Source organism: Mycobacterium sp. UM_Kg1 (assembly GCF_000972925.1).
Classification (GTDB): domain Bacteria; phylum Actinomycetota; class Actinomycetes; order Mycobacteriales; family Mycobacteriaceae; genus Mycobacterium; species Mycobacterium hiberniae.
The window spans coordinates 1-16,882 of the sequence record NZ_JRMK01000037.1; the positions used below are offsets into that span (position 1 = coordinate 1).

A 16,882-nucleotide genomic window follows, 5' to 3' on the forward strand; every position below is an offset into this window, starting at 1 on the left:
TGGTCGGTCAGCGCTACGTGGGCCTGTCGCTGGGCGCATTCGACAATCCCGGCATGCTGCCGCCGGGCGCGGTGATCCCGGTCGAGCGCACCCAACCGTCCTTCGACATCTCGCACCTGCTCAACGGATTCGAGCCGCTGTTCGCCCTGCTCAACCCCGAGGAGGTGGACAACCTCACCACCGCGGTCATCGCCTCGATGCGGGGGGACACCGGCGCGATCACCCAACTCATCGCCGACACCACCCAACTGGCCCAGGCCTACTCCGGTACCGACGAACTCCTGGACCCGGTGTTGACCAACCTGAGATCGGTTCTCGAGTCGGTGGCCCGCCGCGGCGGGGACGTCGAGTCCTCCATCTCTTCGGCCAAGGACATGTTCCACGGGTTTGCCGCTCGGCGTGCGGAATTCGTCACCTCCCTCGACCAGGTGTCGGTGGTGGGGCAACGCCTGGCCAACGTGATCGGCGATATCCAGCCCGACCTGCGCGAGTTCGTGCAACGCGAGCCCGGGTTCGCCAAGCACTTCATGGACAACAAACAGGGATTCGCCTACGTCGGCTTCAACATTCCGCTGATGCTCAAGGGCATGGCCCGGATGAGCCAAGAGGGGTCCTATCTCGACATCTACGCCTGCAACATCACGGTCAGCGAGTTCCCCCGCATCGACGCCCTGATCGATGCCATTCTGCGCAACGGGACACCGGGCGGGGCCAAACAATTCAGCGCGAAGTGCAGGTGAGAGTGAACAGGATCAGCGCCGTGCTGCGGCGCCCCATCGAGAGCCACGGCAACCTTCGGCTCGGGATAGTCACCGTCGCCGTGATCGCGCTGCTGTGCGGCGGGGTGCTCGGCATGGGAAAGATCGGCGTGGGTCGCCTCACCTACACCGCCGACTTCGCTCAGGCCGCCGGTCTGAGCGCCGGCGATCAGATCACGGTGGCCGGCGTCCGGGTCGGCGCGGTCAAGGGCCTTCGGCTCGAAGACGACCATGTGTCCGTCGCGATGGAGATCGACAAAGGGCTGCACCTCGGAGCGGACACTCGAGCCTCGATCAAGCTCACCACGCTGCTCGGCGCCCGTTATGTGGACCTCCGGCCGGCCGGCGCCGCAAGGCTGCCCGGGCGGCGAATCCCATTGGTCAACACCGAAGTGCCCTACGACCTGCAATCCGCGCTGCAGGATGCGACCACGACCTTCGACGCCGTCGACGCCGAGAAGATCGCCCAATCCATGACCACACTGTCCCAGCAGCTGCAAGGCGGTCCGGAGATCCTGCCCCAGGCACTGGACAACATCACGCACCTGTCCGCGGTCATCGGGGCCCGACGCGATGAGATCGGCAACCTGCTGCGCAGTACGCAGCAGGTGTCCGAACTGTTGGGCAGGCAGCAGGGCAGCCTGGGGGTGCTGCTGTTGCAGGGCCGCGATGTGCTCGCCGATCTGGCGGCCCGGCGAGAGGTCATCGTGCGCCTCATCAACGCCACCACCAAGCTCGTCGCGCAGCTGCAACCGGTACTGGTGGCCGATCGCCGACAGACCCGCGAACTGCTGACCAACCTCGACGGAATGCTGGCCTCGGTCGGCCACAACGATGAGCTGTTCCGGAATATGTTGCAGATCATGCCCGTTCCGATCAGGAACTTCTCCAACGCGACGGGCAGCGGCAACGAGTTCGACTTCAATTCGACGGGCGGCACCGTCATCGACTCGTTCATGTGCGCGATCAGCGGCCGCGCCAAGCAGTTCAACCTGCCGCACTACTTCGAGGACTGCGGATGAACGGGCGGCTGATCGCCAAGGCGCTCGGGGTAGTCGCGATGGCCCTGGCCGCGTTCGGCTGCTCCCACGACTCGCCGGGGCGGCCGGCCCGGGGCATGACCGTCACGGCCCAGTTCGACAACGCCAGCGGACTCTATGAGGGCAACGCCGTCTCGGTGCTGGGCATGCGCGTGGGCAAGATCGTCAAGATCGCGGCCAGGGGCGACTACGTGCAGGTCACCATGCACATCGACGGCGGAGTCAAGATCCCGGCGGACGCCCAGGCCGTCACGGTCTCGACGTCGATCCTCACCGACCGGCACATCGAGTTCACCCCGGTGTACCGGGGCGGACCGCTGCTGGCCGACAACGACTCGCTCAGCCTCGCCCGCACCCGCACGCCGGTGGAGTTCGACCGGGTGCTGGCGATGATCGACAAGCTGTCGCTGCAATTGGCCGGCGACGGTGCGGGTTCGGGGCCGGTCGCCGATCTGCTCAGTATCAGCGCGTCGATGACCGGCGGAAACGGCACCCAGATCCGGTCGGCGCTGAGCCAGCTGTCGGAGGCGCTGAAGATGAGCCAGGACCGCGGGGCCCCCACCCGCGAGGCGATCACCACGATTGTCACCAACCTCGAACGGCTGACCAAAGCCGCCGCCGACAACGATGCCACCATCCGGGAATTCGGCACCGCGGTGCGGCAGTTGACCAGCGTCCTGGAAGGCCAGCGACTGGGCCGCGGGTCCACCGGCGCACAGCTCAATCAGATCCTCACCGAGACGACCGACCTGCTGGAAAGCAACCGGGACACCCTCAAATCCACCACAGCCAACGCCGAGACCGTCCCCCGGGCGATAGCCGACTACCGCCGCGAGATGGCCGAAACGCTCGACCTCATCCCGATGCTGGCGGACAACGTCTACAACATGATCGACCCCATCAAGGCCGCCATCCGCGCGCACCCGCTGCTGGACCAGGTCGAGCTGAACACGCAGGCCACCAAAGAGATGTGCAACCTGCTGGGCATGCGTCAGTTGGGCTGTGCCACCGGAACCATCCAGGACTTCGGTCCCGATTTCGGCATCACCAGCATGATCGAGGGATTGGCGGGTCTGGGCTCGTGACGTCACGCATCTGTCTGACCGCGGCGATGGTGCTGGCCGGCGCCCTGAGCTCCTGTTCGGTCGGCCTGGACCGGCTGCCGCTGCCCGCACCGTCCGCGGGAGCGCGGACCTACCCCATCACCGCCACCTTCGCCAACGCCCTCAACCTTCCCACCAAGGCCAAGGTTCGGCTCTCCGGAGCCGATGTGGGCGAAGTGGAGTCGATGACGGCGCGGGACTACACCGCCGTGGTCACCATGCGGATATTCGCGGACACCCAGATCCCGGTCGGCACCACCGCCGAACTGCGGTCGGCGACGCCGCTGGGTGACATCTTCGTTTCGCTCAAGCCGCCCGCGGACGCCTATCCGGGTGTACCGCTGATGGCACCGGGCGATGCGATTCCCGCGCACGCGACCGCCACGGCTGCCTCCGTCGAGCAGGTGCTCACCACGGCGTCTCTGCTGAGCAACGGCGGCGCCATCCGCAATGTGATCAATGTGGTCAACGGCATGGGGCATGCGGTCGGCGGCAAGGGCGAGGATCTCAAGCAGTTCCTCGACGAGTCCACCCGGATCGTGCAGAACCTCTCAGACCGATCGACGTCCATCAAAACGGTGCTCGCGCAGAGCGGCGAGCTGTCCACGACGCTGTCGGATCGGCAGCGCAGCATCGACGAGGCCATCGAGGCAAGCGCGCCGGCACTGGGAACCCTGGCCGGCAACACCGATCACGTGGTGGATCTGGCCGCGAACATCAACAGCATCACGTTGCAACTGGCCAAGTTTCCGTCGGTCCGGGGCGAGAGATCGCGCAGTATGATCACCGATCTCAACCGGCTGTCGGCCGGCCTGGACGCGGCGACCGACGCCCCGGATGCCTCCTTGGAGAATTTCAGCAGAGTTTTCGGGCCGATGCTGAAGCTGACGAACTCCACCTCCTCGCACGTCGATATCGACTTGGCCGATATGGCGGTCGGCGCATTCGCCGACCTCCACCACCCCGGTGACCCCGGCAGCCACGGGCCCACCCGGGAGGACTTCCGCAATATGGTCGGCAGCATCAGCTATGCGCTGATCAAGGTCCGTGACAAGTTCTGGGGAGCCCCCACCATGCCGCCCGGGCTGGTGCCCCCGCCCGATCTGATCGGCCCGCGGCCCGGCGAACTGACACCGGCACCGCCCCGGCCCAATCTGCTGGCACCGGGCGTCTCGACTCCTCCGGCAGGGTCGCCATGACCGCGGTGCTCGGGTGGAGTCTGGCCGCGCTGCGCTACCTCCGGTCGCGACGGCTGGGGCTGTCGGCGGCGGCGCTGGTGGTGATGCTGGTGCTCGGGGTGCTCTACCTGCTGTTCGGCACGCTGCGGATCGATCCGGCGCGCTCCGACATCAAGGTGCGGGTGCACCTGGCCGAGACCGGTGGTCTGCTGCCCGGCCAGGACGTGACGCTGCGGGGCGTGCCCATCGGCCGGGTGCACTCGATCGACATGTCCGGCGACGGGGTCGTGGCGACCGCTGCTCTGGACCCGGATTCCGCCGTGCCGGCCGGCAGCGTTGCACACGTATCGGCACTGTCGCCGGCGGGAGAGCAGTACCTGGATTTCCGGGCCGACACCAACGCCGGCCCGTATCTGACCGACGGAGCCGAAATCGACGCCGCCCGGACCCGCACTCCGGTCGCACTGTCGACACTGCTGGCGGATATGGACGGCACGCTGGCCCAGCTCGATCCCGCGACGTTGGCCGCCGTCTTCGACGAGCTGCGGGTCGGTCGGCAGGGGCCGCATAAGCTGGCGGCCATCCTCGACGGCGGCGCGTTCCTGGCGTCGACGCTGGACTCGGTGTTGCCGCAGACGGTGAGTCTGCTCAACACCAGCAAGGTCGTGCTCTCCACCGTCGGCGATGTCAGTCCGGGGCTGGCGGCGACCTCGGCGAACCTGTCGTCGGTGCTGCGCGGGGTGCAGCAGATGGACGGTGGGTATCGGCGCCTTCTCGACAGCGGACCGGCGGCCATGGCGGGTATCGACGCCCTGATCGCGGACAACTCACCCACCATGGTGCAGCTGCTGGGCAACCTGACGACGGTCTCGCAACTGATGTATGTACGGGTCCCGGCGTTGCAGGAGCTGTTCTTCCCGCAGTACCGCGACGGATCGGCACTGGACGCGGCCGCCAGTACGTTTCGGGACGGTGGTGTGTGGGGAGCCGTCAGTCTCTACCAACGGTATTCGTGTGACTTCAACCTGCCCAAGGCCCCGCCGACCGTGGCCGACCATCCGGAACCGTACCTGTACACCTATTGCCCCAACCCCGACCCGAAGTATCTGGTTCGGGGCGCCCGCAATGCGCCCCGGCCGCCGGGGGACGACACCGCGGGGCCGCCGCCGGGCGTCAACCCGTTGCAGCGCGCCGACCCGACCCCGCGGGGGCGGTACACCATTGACCTGCCCTATGCCGGACCGACGCTGCCCTTACCCCCGCCGCCGAGCGGGCCATGAGTGCAGCCGAAAGGAGCGCACCCATGCCCGAATCCGGACCGGGCCCGCTGTGGCGCCGCATGCTGCCGGTCCTGCTGGCGGCGGTCCTGGCGCTGTGGTCGCCGGCACCAGCCCCGGCTGACCCGGCATCGGGTGGTGTCAGCTACGCCGTGACTCCGGCGAGGCTGACCGGGATCAGTCCCAACGAGCTGGGGACCTGGACGGTGGACTACGAGCGGGTCGCCGGGGGCGACCCGGCGATCACCGATGCAATCAACCAGATCCTCGACGACGAGGCCGCCGGGCAGATCGCCACGTACGTGGCCAGCTCCAGCCACACCACACCATGGACGTTTCACACTCAGGGGCGGTTGTTGTTCCGGCCGGTCACCGTATCGGCGTTGTTCGACGGTGAGTACAACGCCGTCGAGCTGCCGAACATGCCGTACAAGACGGTGGCGACCCGGGTCTTCGACGCGCGCAGCGGGATTCAGATCGTCTGGGAGAACCTCTTCGTCGACAGGCAGGCCGGTCTGCGCAGGCTCTCCGAGCTGACCAAGAAGATCCTGCCGACGGTCTATCCGGCTCCGCTGGGCGGCTGGGCGGAATACGGCCCCGGAATGGCGCCGCTGGAACGCAACTTCAGAGCGTGGATTCCCACCGCGCAGGGGATCGAACTGCATTTCCCCGAGTATCAGGTCGGCCGCGGCTTACACGTCATCACGATTCCCTGGCCGGCCGTGATCGACCTCATCGCACCGGAATTCGTGCCGATCACCAATTGAGGACGTCGTCGGGGCCGCCCGGGTTACACCCCGAGTTGAGCATGATCGTGTCGGCCACCACCGGCCGCCACGGCTCCAGGTTCCAGGTGCCGACCTTGCCCGGATTGGTGAACGACGACAGCTGCCAAAAACAGAAGAACTGCTTCTGCATGCTCAGCGTGTTGGCATCCGGTGCGTTCTGCAGGAGCTCAGCCCAGGCGTCATAGCTTTGGGCGCCATTGGTGAACACCCCGGATGCGGCCCACCCCCACGCGGTGGGGAACACCCGCAGAGTCGCCCGGTCGCCGTTGTCGACCCACTCCACATGGTCGATGTACTGCGGTGAACCCGGCGGCCGCGGGGCCACCGGATCGGCGTTCGCCGAACTGCCGGCGAACAGCACCGCCAGCACCCCCGCCGCGGTGGCGGCCACGCGTTCCCCGCTCATCACATTCCGTCAGTCCACCAGTCGGATGGCCGCGCGGGGGCACGACGACGCGGCCTCGCGTGCGTCGTCGTGCCGGCCTTCGGGCACCGTGATCTCGTCGACCACGCTGTATCCGTCGTCGTCGAGGTCGAAGAGATCGGGTGCCACGGCAAAGCACCGGCCGTGTCCTTCACAGCGGTCGTGGTCGACAGTCGCGCGCATCGCAGTGCCTACCCGACCGGCCACTGCAAGGCTTTGTGCTGCAGGTATTCCGACAGCCCGTACTCGCCGAACTCGCGGCCGATGCCACTCTGCTTGTAGCCGCCGAACGGGGAAGCCGGGTTGAGTCCGCCACCGCCGCCGTTGATCACGACCATCCCGGTCCGCAGCCTTCGGGCGACCGCGTCGGCGCGCAACGGATCCGCCGACCACACCCCGCCGGCCAGACCGTAGCGGCTGTCGTTGGCGATCCGCACCGCGTCGTCGTCATCGGTGAACGGAATCACCACCGCGACAGGGCCGAAGATCTCCTCCTGCGCGATGCGCATGCTGTTGTCGACACCCACGAACAGCGTCGGCTCGACGTAGTAGCCGCGGTCCAGGTGTGCCGGGCGCTTGCCGCCGAAGGCGATCTGCGCGCCCTCTTCGACACCGCTGGCGATCAGCGACTCCACCCGCTCGCGCTGCACCTCCCGGATCAGCGGTCCCATCATGGTCGCCGGGTCGGACGGATCACCGACGCTGATGAACCCGAGGACGCCGACGATCCGGGCCACCAGATCGTCGTGCAGGGATTCGTGCACCAGAATCCGGGTCTGCAGCGCACAGCCCTGACCGGCGTGGGTGATGAACCCGGCCAGCACGCCCTGCAGCGCTTTGTCCAGGTCGGCGTCGTCGAGCAGGATGTTCGCCGACTTACCGCCGAGCTCGAGCACCACCTTCTTGATGCTCTCAGCGCCCTGGGTGTAGACCTTGCGGCCGACGGCGTCGGATCCGGTGAAACTGATGATGTCCACGCCCGGATGGCGGGTCAGGCGCTCGCCCGCGGCGATATCGCCGGTGACGATGTTCAGCACGCCCGGCGGCAGTCCCGCAGTCTCGGCGATCTCACCGAGAACCATGGCCTCCAACGGGGTGTAGGGCGAGGACTTGAGCACCGCCGTGCAGCCCGCGGCCAGCGCCGGACCCACCTTGGCCAGGTTCAGCAGGAAGGGGAAGTTGAACGCGGTGATCAGCGCTGCGACACCGTAGGGTTCGCGCACCGCGACCCCGTGCCCGATGCCCTGGCCGTAGATGGGCGGCACCGGTGCCTCGAACGAGAATTGGGGCAGCACGCGGTGCACCAGGTCGTTGAAGTGGTCGATGGGGGTGCCCACCTGGAGCATGTCGGCCAGCATCCGGGTGGAGCCGGCCTCGGCGATGTTCAGTTCGACGAGTTCGGCTCTGCGGCGGGTCAGCTCGTCGGCCATCGCCGCCAGGATGCGTCCACGTTCGGCGGGACGCATTGTCGGCCAGGGGCCGTCGTCGAAGGCGGTGCGCGCCGCTGCGACGGCGGTGTCGATATCGGCCGTGGTCGCCTGCGGTACTTCGGCGATGATCTCCTCGTTCGCGGGGTTGACGACCTCAAGGCCGTCGCTGCCCGAGCCTTCGACCCACGAGCCGTTGATGAACAGGCCGCGCGCCGGTAGTCGTGTCGTGGTCACGGAATCCTCCTGGTAGATGGGCGATGAGTATGCTGATTTAGATATTCGGGTTCGGGGCGGGCGTGGTGCGCCGCGGACGGCCAAGGAGTGCTGATATGGCTACGGTGAATCCGGGCGCAGGTGCGACCAAACTGGTGCGGGCGCCCAAGACGGCCGAGATCATCGCCGATCACCTGCGCAGCAGCATCGTCCGCGGTGTCCTGAAGAACGGTGACGCGCTGCCCACCGAGGTGGAACTGGTCAAGCAGTTCGGCGTCTCGCGGCCCACCCTGCGGGAGGCGTTTCGCATTCTGGAGAGCGAATCGCTCATCGTGGTCCGGCGCGGGTCGCGGGGCGGCGTGCTGGTGTCCGCGCCGGAAACCTCGGTGGCGGCCCGCAACTTCGGTTTGCTCCTGCAGATGTCGGGAACCACGCTGGCCGACCTCTACGAGGCCCGCAAGGTATTCGAGCCCGCCGCCGCGCAGATGTTGGCGCAACGCGCCACACCGCGCGATGTCGAGGACCTCAAGGCTGCGGCCGCGGCACTGGCGGCGCTGGTCGCCCGGGGAACCGTCGCCGCCGACTTCGGCGAGTGGGCGGCTGCGGTCTTCAGGTTCCACGACCTGATCTTGGAACGGGCCGGCAACAACACGATTGCTCTGGTCGGGGCGGTGCTGCGTGAAGTCGTCACCCGCCATATGGCCCGGGTGATGGCGGTGGCCGGGGGCAATCACGACGAGACCGAGAAGCAGTTCAAGCGCACCATCCGGACCTTCAACAAGTTCACCGCGCTGATCGAAGCGGGCAAAGGCGTTGAGGCAAGGGAGCTCTGGAGCGAGCACATGGAACGGGCCGGCCGCAACATGCTGTGGGGCGGACTCGCCAGGGAAACCGTGCTCGACCTCTACGTCTGACATCGCATCAGCCCAGGGCGCCGTCGTCGCGCAGGGAGTTGATCGCATCCCAGTCCAGCCCGAACTCCAGCAGGATCTCCTCGGTGTGCTGTCCGAGTTCGGGCGCGGGACCGACCGGAACGTTGGGCGTCTCGTCGAATTGGTAGGGCGGGGCGACCAGCCGGAAGGGGCGGTCGTCCGCTCCGGTGACCGTGGGAAGGTAGCCGTTGTCGGCCACCTGCGGGCTTTCGCACACCTCGTCGAAGGTGGCCGCGGCCGACCACACTCCGGAGAACCCCGCGAGCAGCTCCTTCCACTCCGCCAGGGTCCGGGAGCCGAAGACCTTGTCGAGTTCGGCGACGCAGGCCGAGCGGTTGGCGAAACGCTGCGCGGCACTGCCGAATCGCTCGTCGGCGGCCAAGTCGGTGCGCCCGACGATTTCGCACAACTCGGGCCAGAACCGATCGGATTGCAGGCACACCAGATTCAGCCACCGATCATCGGCCGTGCGGTAGCTGTTGACGATCGGATTGGGCGCCTCCCGGCGGTCGGTGCGGGGGATCTCGCTGACGCCGACCGCGCTGGCGGCCAGATCCGGACCCATCGTCCACATGCCGGTGTTCAGCAGCGACACATCGACCACCCCGCCCTGGCCGGTCCGCTCGCGTCGGAACAGGGCCATGGCGATCGCACCGGCGATCGCACTCGAGCCCTGCAGGTCGAAGAACGCCGCGGGCTGCGCTGCCGGCGCGTCGGCGCCGGGTGCGGTGAGCTTGTGCTGGATGCCGGCCGCCGACCATGCCGCGGCGGCATCGAACCCGCCGGCGTCCGCCTGTGGCCCGCGGATGCCCCATCCGGAACCGCGGGCGTAGATGAGGCGCTCGTGGCCGGCGCGCAGGTCTTCCGCCTCGATGCCGAGCTTGGCGCGCACCTTGGGCAGGTAACTGGTCAAGAACACGTCAGCGGTGCCGGTCAACCGGCGAAGGGTCGCGATGCCACCGGGGTGGGACAGGTCCAGGGTGATGCTGCGCTTGCCACGGTTGGGCACCTGCAGGAACGGATTGGGCAGTGAGGTGTCGCCGTTGAGCGAATTCAGCAGGCCGCGTTGGGGGTCACCGGTCGGCGGCTCGACCTTGATCACGTCGGCACCGAGGTCGGCCAGAATGGCGCCGGCGCCCGGGACGAAGGTCCAGGCGGCCACCTCGATGACGCGTACGCCCTCGAACGGTCGGATCACTTGGTTTCTCCTGGTCTAGGTTACGCGTCAGTGCGTGGCGTGCAGGGCTTCGAGCATGCGGGCGAAATGTTGCGGATGCCAGATGTCTTGGTCCTCGCCCCAGCCGATCTCACCGTCGATGTCCCACCGCATGAGCGCGGTGCTGCCGCCGCCGCGCTCGCAGATGTGGCTGACCGTGAATCCCTCGGCGACCATCACCCGGCCGGTGACGTCCACCAGATGCACATGCATGTGCGAACTCCAGCCGGTGACCGGGTCGCGGTAGTTCTTCATCCGGCTGGCGGATTTGTCCAACCGCTCGAAACGGCCGTCCCGCAACAACCAGCCGTGGTTCAGCGGAGACCAACCCTCGGCATCGCCCTCGGCGACCCGCGCGAAGGCCAGAAAGCCGGTGCGCGGTCCACAATGGCCGAAGATGTACTGGATCCGGCCGCGGCCGCGTTCCCGCTCGATCTCCCGCCAGCGTGCGCCGCCGGGGTGCAGGACCCGGTCGCCCTGGGCCGCCGGGGCGGTTCGCCGGGGCCGGGGACCGCCCCGCGGGGCCCAGGTCCGGTCCCGGATCGAGTAGCAGTCGATCGGAATCCGCTCGCCGCTCAGCACCAGCTCGCCGGTGACGTGGCCGAGCTGATCGAAGTGGGTGTGCGTCATGAACGGCGGCTCGCCGGGGGTGAATCGGCGCGGCTCGTGGGTGCCCTCGAAGGTGAGCCGCACCGCGAAGTCGGACTCCGGGTCCTGGTAGGTGATGCGGTAGTCGCGCATGGGGCGCACCATCTGCACACCGAATCCGCCGCCGGGCAGCACGATGTCGCGCAGATCCAGGCGGGTTTCGGTGAGGGGGACTTCGCTGCGCATCCGGAAATACCGCAGCTGCTCCGGGGTCGCACCGGCTGGATCCCACACGTAGACCCGCCATGTCGCGGTGCCGCGGCTGGTGTGGAACTCCGCGTGCAGCCACCCGCCGATCTTGCGTTCGGGGATGTTGAACGACCACCAGGTGGTCTCGGTCCAGTACGGGTCGGACGGGCACGGGTGGAAGTCGTCGTCGGCCGGGGTGAACGGGCGGTCTGCGGTCGCGGCTCGGGGTTCGGCTCCCACCGTGTCCGCTGACGGCCTGGTCGACATAGCCGTGATCCTAACCGAAAAGGATACTGATTTAGTAGTTAATTGCGGCGATCGGCCGGCCGGACCACCCGCGCCACACGCCTGCCTACGGCGCCCCGCCGGTGGCGTCGAACAGCGACTCCTGGGTCAGGCTGGCCACCAGAGTGCCGCGCTGGTCATAGATCTGACCGGAGTAGACGCCGCGGCCGCCCGAGGCGGTCAGCGGATGCAGATCGAGCAGGAGCCAGTCGTTGGGATCGCCGCGCCGGTGCAGCCACACCGCGTGATCGATACTCGGCAGCAGCCCCACCCGTTCGATCTCCGGTGCCCGGGACAGCCCGGTGCACAGGTCCGAGACGAACACCACCCCGCAGGCCCGGACATTCGGATCGTCGTCCAGCGGCTCGCGGATGCGGACCCAGAACCGCGCCGGCCACCGGTACCAGGGTTCGCCGCCGTCGGGCACCCGCGCTTCCAGGTCGAAGGTGCGCGAGGCATTGAGCTCGTAGGTGACCAGCTCGGCCGGCGGCGGCACGGTGGGGATCTCGACGGCCTGGTACTCGGTGGCGTCATCTTTGGGACGCGAGAAGGAGCAGCCCATCGAGAAGATCGCGGTGCCGCCCTGATACGCGGTGACGCGCCGGCCCGAATAGCGGCCGCCATCGCGATCGCGGTCCACGCGCAGTTCCAGGCGGCTGCCGGCATCGCCGGCCGCCAGGAAGTAGCCGTGCAGCGAGTGCGCCACCCGGTCGCCGGGCACCGTGAGGCTGGCGGCGCGCAGCGCCTGGGCGGCGATCTGGCCGCCGTAGATGGCGCGCCGGCCGGTCACCGCCACCGGTTCGGCGAGAAAGCGGTCGTGCGGAAGCCGCCGCAGCGTCAACAGCTCGGCCACCGCGGTGGGAGTGACCTGCTCGCCGTCGAACACCTCACGCGAGGTGAGGTTCACAACAACTCGATGATCGTCGCATTCGCCATCCCGCCGCCCTCGCACATCGTCTGCAGACCGAAACGGATTCCTTCACGCCGCATGCGATGCACCATCGTGGTCATCAGGCGGGCGCCGGAGGCACCCAGCGGGTGGCCCAGCGCAATCGCCCCGCCGCTCGGGTTGGTCGCCGCCTCGCCCGCCCCGGTCTCCTTGAGCCAGGCCAGCACCACGGGGGCGAACGCCTCGTTGACCTCGAACGTGCCGATATCCGAAATCGTCAGGCCGGCCCGGTCGAGGGCCTTGGCGGTGGCCGGTATCGGCGCGGTCAGCATCATCACCGGGTCGGACCCGGCGAGCACTGCGGTGTGGATGCGGGCCCACGGCGCGAGCCCCAGTGCGCGGGCCCGCTCGGAGGTGGTGATGAGCAGTGCCGCGGACCCGTCGCTGATCTGCGACGAGCTGGCCGCGGTGATCACGCCGTCGGCGGCGAAGGCGGGCTTCAACCCGGCGAGTTTCTCGGCAGTGGTGTCCGGCCGGACACCGCCGTCGGTGTCCACCGTCGTTCCGTCGGGCAGGGTCACCGGCACGATCTCCTCGGCGAACTCGCCGGCATGGATGGCCCGCGCCGCGCGGTGGTGCGAACCGGCGCTGAACTCGTCGAGCTGCGAACGCGACAGCGACCAGCGCTCAGCGATCATCTCGGCGCCGAGGCCCTGGTGGAAGTGCTTGACGCCGTAGCGTTCCCGCTCGGAGTCGGTCATCGGATCGCCGACGTCGACACCGCGCGACGCCCCCATGGGCACCCGGCTCATCATCTCCACTCCGCCGGCCACGGCGACGTCGTACTGGCCGGAGATGACCCCCGCCGCCGCGAAGTGCAGCGCCTGCTGGCTGGATCCGCACTGCCGGTCCACCGTGGTGCCGGGCACGTCCTCGGGCCAGCCGGCGCTGAGCACCGCGTGCCGGGCGATGTTGCCGGTCTGCTCGCCGACCTGGCTCACACAGCCCCAGATGACGTCGTCGACGACCGCGGGATCGATTCCGGTGCGATTCGTCAGGGCCCGCAGCACCTGCGCGGACACCTCGCCGGCGGCGATGCCCGACAGTGCGCCGTTGCGGCGCCCGACCGGCGTGCGCACCGCGCCGACGATCACCGCGTCGCGGCCCGAATTCTGGTGTGTGGTCACGGGGACTCCTCTGCCCTGGGGATGCTGTCTGGGTCGGTGGGTGCGGGCCGTCAGCCGGCCTTTTCCAGAATGTGGATGCCGCAGGTGGAACCCAGGCCGATGACATGCGCCAAACCGACACGGGCGCCGTCGATCTGGCGCGGTCCGGCCTCGCCGCGCAGGTGCTGGCAGATCTCCCACACGTTGGCGATTCCGGTGGCCGCTATCGGGTGGCCCTTGGACTGCAGGCCGCCGGAGACGTTGACGGGAAGCTTGCCGTCGCGCCAGGGTGCGCCGCTTTCGAAGAAGTCGACCGCGCCGCCGGGCGGGCACAGGCCCAGGTTGTCGTAGTGCACCAGTTCGGCGGTGGCGAAGCAGTCGTGCAGCTCCACGAGGTCCAGATCGGCGGGTCCGATCCCGGCCTGCTCGTAGGCCTGGGTTGCGGCGTTACGGGTGACGGTGTTGACGTTGGGCAGTACCTGGCATGCCGGTTCCCAGGGATCGGTGGTCAGCACCGAGGCGCTGACCTTCACTGCCCGCCGGCGCTGCTGGGCCGAAAGCGATTGGAGCCGTTCGTCGCTGACCACCACTGCCGCGGCCGCGCCGTCGCAGTTGGCCGAACACATCGGGCGGGTGTTCGGGTAGGCGATCATGACATCGTTCATGATCTCCTGCGCGGACATGGCTTTGGTGTGGGCCGCCAGCGGGTTCAGCGTGGAATGGGAGTGGTTCTTCTCGCTGATCCGGGCGAACAGTTCCAGCGGTGTTCCGGCGTAGTCGTGGCGATGCAGGTACTGCATGCCGATCTGGGCGAACACCCCGGGCATCAGGTCGGTCCCGACGCGGCCCTCCAGTCCGGTGACCGCATCCAGCCGGCCCTGTGGCTGCCAGGTCTTGGCTCCGGTGCCGGCCTTGCCGGAGGCGCCGAGCATCCCGGCGCCGGCGAGCTTCTCGGCGCCCACCGCCAGCCCGAGATGGGCTTCACCGGCCTTGATCGCCAGCATGGCGGTGCGCAGCGCCGTCGCGCCGGTGGCGCAGGCGTTGGCCACGTTGAACACCGGGATGCCGGTCTGGCCGAGCTGCTTCTGGACGGCCTGCCCGTAGCCGGGTGGGCCGAAGAGGTTGCCGGCGGCCAGCACGTCGATGTCGGCGACGGTGACCCCGGCGTCGGCCAGGGCAGCCCGGGCGGCCTCGACGCCCAGCCCCACCCCGTCGCGATCCGGCCGCTTGCCGAACTTGGTCATCGAGATGCCCAGAATCCAGATGTCACCGTTCACCGCAGGTCCTCGCTTTCGCTCGCCGGCTCGAATCCGAACCCGATCGCGGTCCGGCCCTCGTCGTCGGTACCGATCGGAAAGGTGGTCAGGCGCAGGGGCATGCCCAGGCGGACCGCATCCACCGTGGGATCGACGTTGACGACGTTGGCCCGCACCGAGATGCCGGCGCAGTCCACCACGCCGGCCACGTAGGGCACGGGCACGCCGGGGGCGGCCACTTCGACCACGGTGAAGGTCTCCAGGGTTCCGGTGGGCGAAACCGGCTCGGTGGTGAAGTCAGTGCCGAAACACGATGCGCACGCGTCGCGCCGGTCGAAGTAGTACGCGCCGCAGGCGGTGCACACCGTCGCGACCAGCTTCGGGGGGTCCTCCAGGCTCAGATACCCGACTATCGGGATGGGTTGCCCAGCAGTGGTCTCGCTCATGGCGTCGCGGTCCTCTCGGTCGGGTTCGGGTTCAGACCTGTCGTCCCGCGCCCGCCCAGTAGGCGTCGCGGAGTGCACGTTTGACCAGCTTTCCGGCTTCGGTGCGGGGCAGCGCGGTGACGAAATCCACCGAGCGCGGGCATTTGAATCCGGCCAGCCGGTCGCGGCAGTACGTGATCAGCTCGTCGGCCAGCCGGTCGCTGGGCTCGGCCCCGTCGAGCAGCTCGACCACCGCTTTGACCTGTTCGCCCCACTCCGGGTCGGGGACTCCGAGGACGGCGGCGTCGGCGACGGCGGGGTGCGTGCTCAAGACGCCTTCGACCTCGGCCGGGTAGATGTTGACGCCACCGCTGATGATCATGTCCTTGGCGCGGTCGCAGATGAACAGGTAGCCGTCGTCGTCGAGGTAGCCGACGTCACCGATGGTGAAGGCGGACCCTCGATGCACCGAGGCCGTCAGTTCGGCGTCATTGCGGTATTCGAAGCGCTCCCCGTCCAGGCGCTCGATATAGACGTTGCCGATGGCGTTGGCAGGCAGGTCATGGCCGTCGTCGTCGATAATTCTGACCCGGACTCCGCGGATCGGCCGGCCGACGGTTCCGGGCTTCTCCAGCCAGCGGTACGGCTTGGCGATGGTTGCGGCGCCCTCGGTGCCGCCGTAGGTCTCCCAGATCACCGGGCCCCACCAGGCCAGCATCTCCTTTTTGGGCTCCAGGGGGCACGGGGCGGCGGAGTGCACCACCGAGTGCAGGCTGGACAGGTCATACTTCGCGCGGACCTCGGGGGCGAGCTTGAGCATCCGGACGAATTGCGTCGGCACCATGTAGGCGGTGGTCACCCCGTGGCGTTCGATCGCGGCGAGCGTCTGCTCGGCGTCGAAGCGGCCCAGGATCGCCAGTGGCTGACCGACATTGAGGGCTCCCAGGTAGAAACTCTGGCAACCGGCGTGGTGCATGCCGGTGGAGACCAGGTGAGCACCGTCGAAGGGACGGAAGTCGAACGCGCGGCCGAAGACGGCCATCGCGTTCGCCGCCACCGAGGGGTCCCGGCCGTCGAGTTGGCGCACGATCCCCTTCGGCTTACCGGTGGTGCCCGAGGAATACCGGATGGAATCGCCCTGCGTGCGGTCGGCGGGCGGGGCGGTCGGGTGGCCGGCCAGGAAGTCCGCTTCGGCCACAAACCCGTCGGCTAACGCATCGCCGACGACGATCCGGACTCGGGTCTCCTCGGGTACGGCGGTGAACCGGTCCAGGTAGTCGCTGTGGGTGACCAGCACGGCGGCGCCGGAATGGTCGAGGATCGAGGTGAACTCGTCGGCCGACAGGGCGGTGTTCAACGTCAGGTAGCGCAGCCCGATCTCGTTGGTCGCGAGTTGCCAGATGACCGCGTCCACGTCGTTGGGCAGCGCGTAGGCCACCACCGATCCGGGGAGCAGGCCGTGCGCGCGCAGGGCGTTTGAAACCCGGTGCGCGGCCGCGGTCAGTTCACCGAACGTGAGGGTGCGGCCGCTGGGGGATTCGACGATGGCCGGTGCGTCGGGGTGGTCTTCGGCTATCCACCACACGCCCAGACGCTGGTCCCACGGATGTTGCATCGACCCTCCACGCTCGAAATAGCTAGAACAGTATCCTCAATCAAGGGCCA

Annotated in this window: 17 protein-coding genes; 7 read left to right on the forward strand and 10 right to left on the reverse strand. The window is 68.3% G+C overall.

Annotated features, from left to right (window positions below):
* The 6 genes from LI92_RS08155 to LI92_RS08180 form a co-directional block, all read left to right on the forward strand.
* A partial coding sequence (locus LI92_RS08155; RefSeq protein ID WP_046317910.1) for an MCE family protein occupies positions 1-740 on the forward strand: 740 nt, incomplete at its 5' end.
* A gap of 2 nt (positions 741-742) precedes the next feature.
* Positions 743-1,780, forward strand: a complete 1,038-nt coding sequence (locus LI92_RS08160; RefSeq protein ID WP_152665385.1) for an MCE family protein — start codon at positions 743-745, stop codon at positions 1,778-1,780.
* A complete protein-coding gene (locus LI92_RS08165; RefSeq protein ID WP_046317912.1) occupies positions 1,777-2,883 on the forward strand; it encodes an MCE family protein in 1,107 nt (368 codons plus the stop codon). Before LI92_RS08160 ends, LI92_RS08165 begins: the two co-directional genes overlap by 4 nt.
* Positions 2,880-4,100 carry an MlaD family protein gene (locus LI92_RS08170; protein ID WP_286134939.1) on the forward strand — a complete coding sequence of 407 codons (1,221 nt, stop codon included), beginning with the start codon at positions 2,880-2,882 and terminating at the stop codon, positions 4,098-4,100. The genes LI92_RS08165 and LI92_RS08170 overlap by 4 nt, the downstream gene beginning before the upstream one ends.
* A complete protein-coding gene (locus tag LI92_RS08175; protein WP_046317914.1) occupies positions 4,097-5,359 on the forward strand; it encodes an MlaD family protein in 1,263 nt (420 codons plus the stop codon). The genes LI92_RS08170 and LI92_RS08175 overlap by 4 nt, the downstream gene beginning before the upstream one ends.
* Before the next feature lie 23 nt (positions 5,360-5,382).
* Positions 5,383-6,123: an RsiV family protein gene (locus tag LI92_RS08180; protein ID WP_286134940.1), complete on the forward strand. Its 741-nt coding sequence runs from the start codon at positions 5,383-5,385 to the stop codon at positions 6,121-6,123.
* Here the strand turns inward: LI92_RS08180 and LI92_RS08185 are convergent.
* From LI92_RS08185 to LI92_RS08195, 3 genes are read right to left on the reverse strand one after another with little or no spacing between them, the layout of a single operon-like run.
* The gene (locus tag LI92_RS08185; RefSeq protein ID WP_046317916.1) at positions 6,113-6,550 is read right to left on the reverse strand and encodes a DUF2599 domain-containing protein; all 438 of its coding nucleotides are present in this window, start codon (positions 6,548-6,550) and stop codon (positions 6,113-6,115) included. The genes LI92_RS08180 and LI92_RS08185 overlap by 11 nt on opposite strands.
* 9 nt (positions 6,551-6,559) lie before the next feature.
* Positions 6,560-6,751: a ferredoxin gene (locus tag LI92_RS08190; protein WP_046317958.1), complete on the reverse strand. Its 192-nt coding sequence runs from the start codon at positions 6,749-6,751 to the stop codon at positions 6,560-6,562.
* 8 nt (positions 6,752-6,759) lie between these two features.
* Positions 6,760-8,232, reverse strand: a complete 1,473-nt coding sequence (locus LI92_RS08195; RefSeq protein WP_046317918.1) for an aldehyde dehydrogenase family protein — start codon at positions 8,230-8,232, stop codon at positions 6,760-6,762.
* A gap of 95 nt (positions 8,233-8,327) precedes the next feature.
* Between LI92_RS08195 and LI92_RS08200 the strand changes: the two genes are divergently transcribed.
* Positions 8,328-9,125: a FadR/GntR family transcriptional regulator gene (locus tag LI92_RS08200; protein ID WP_046317919.1), complete on the forward strand. Its 798-nt coding sequence runs from the start codon at positions 8,328-8,330 to the stop codon at positions 9,123-9,125.
* Between the two features lie 7 nt (positions 9,126-9,132).
* Here the strand turns inward: LI92_RS08200 and LI92_RS08205 are convergent, their stop codons facing one another.
* From LI92_RS08205 to LI92_RS08235, 7 genes are all read right to left on the reverse strand, one after another.
* Entirely contained in the window at positions 9,133-10,341 is a 1,209-nt protein-coding gene (locus LI92_RS08205; RefSeq protein WP_046317921.1) for a CaiB/BaiF CoA transferase family protein, read from the reverse strand.
* 27 nt (positions 10,342-10,368) lie between these two features.
* Complete coding sequence (locus LI92_RS08210) at positions 10,369-11,463, reverse strand: DUF7064 domain-containing protein (protein WP_046317922.1); 1,095 nt, start codon at positions 11,461-11,463, stop codon at positions 10,369-10,371.
* Between the two features lie 85 nt (positions 11,464-11,548).
* Positions 11,549-12,388, reverse strand: coding sequence for an acyl-CoA thioesterase (locus LI92_RS08215; protein WP_046317923.1), 840 nt, complete (start codon positions 12,386-12,388; stop codon positions 11,549-11,551).
* The gene (locus tag LI92_RS08220) at positions 12,385-13,557 is read right to left on the reverse strand and encodes a thiolase family protein (RefSeq protein WP_046317925.1); all 1,173 of its coding nucleotides are present in this window, start codon (positions 13,555-13,557) and stop codon (positions 12,385-12,387) included. Before LI92_RS08220 ends, LI92_RS08215 begins: the two co-directional genes overlap by 4 nt.
* 50 nt (positions 13,558-13,607) lie before the next feature.
* A complete protein-coding gene (locus LI92_RS08225; protein ID WP_152665386.1) occupies positions 13,608-14,813 on the reverse strand; it encodes a thiolase family protein in 1,206 nt (401 codons plus the stop codon).
* Positions 14,810-15,238 (reverse strand): Zn-ribbon domain-containing OB-fold protein, encoded by a 429-nt coding sequence (locus LI92_RS08230; RefSeq protein WP_046317926.1) that lies wholly within the window; start codon positions 15,236-15,238, stop codon positions 14,810-14,812. Before LI92_RS08230 ends, LI92_RS08225 begins: the two co-directional genes overlap by 4 nt.
* A 31-nt stretch (positions 15,239-15,269) precedes the next feature.
* Positions 15,270-16,832, reverse strand: a complete 1,563-nt coding sequence (locus tag LI92_RS08235; protein ID WP_046317927.1) for an AMP-binding protein — start codon at positions 16,830-16,832, stop codon at positions 15,270-15,272.
* Positions 16,833-16,882 lie beyond the last annotated feature (50 nt).

Bases quoted from the DNA above. Each gene is read 5' to 3' on its own strand.
- LI92_RS08165 (WP_046317912.1), top strand. From the start codon at position 1,777: ATGAACGGGCGGCTGATCGCCAAGGCGCTCGGGGTAGTCGCGATGGCC.
- LI92_RS08175 (WP_046317914.1), top strand. From the start codon at position 4,097: ATGACCGCGGTGCTCGGGTGGAGTCTGGCCGCGCTGCGCTACCTCCGG.
- LI92_RS08180 (WP_286134940.1), top strand. From the start codon at position 5,383: ATGCCCGAATCCGGACCGGGCCCGCTGTGGCGCCGCATGCTGCCGGTC.
- LI92_RS08185 (WP_046317916.1), bottom strand. From the start codon at position 6,550: ATGAGCGGGGAACGCGTGGCCGCCACCGCGGCGGGGGTGCTGGCGGTG.
- LI92_RS08190 (WP_046317958.1), bottom strand. From the start codon at position 6,751: ATGCGCGCGACTGTCGACCACGACCGCTGTGAAGGACACGGCCGGTGC.
- LI92_RS08200 (WP_046317919.1), top strand. From the start codon at position 8,328: ATGGCTACGGTGAATCCGGGCGCAGGTGCGACCAAACTGGTGCGGGCG.
- LI92_RS08210 (WP_046317922.1), bottom strand. From the start codon at position 11,463: ATGTCGACCAGGCCGTCAGCGGACACGGTGGGAGCCGAACCCCGAGCC.
- LI92_RS08230 (WP_046317926.1), bottom strand. From the start codon at position 15,238: ATGAGCGAGACCACTGCTGGGCAACCCATCCCGATAGTCGGGTATCTG.
- LI92_RS08235 (WP_046317927.1), bottom strand. From the start codon at position 16,832: ATGCAACATCCGTGGGACCAGCGTCTGGGCGTGTGGTGGATAGCCGAA.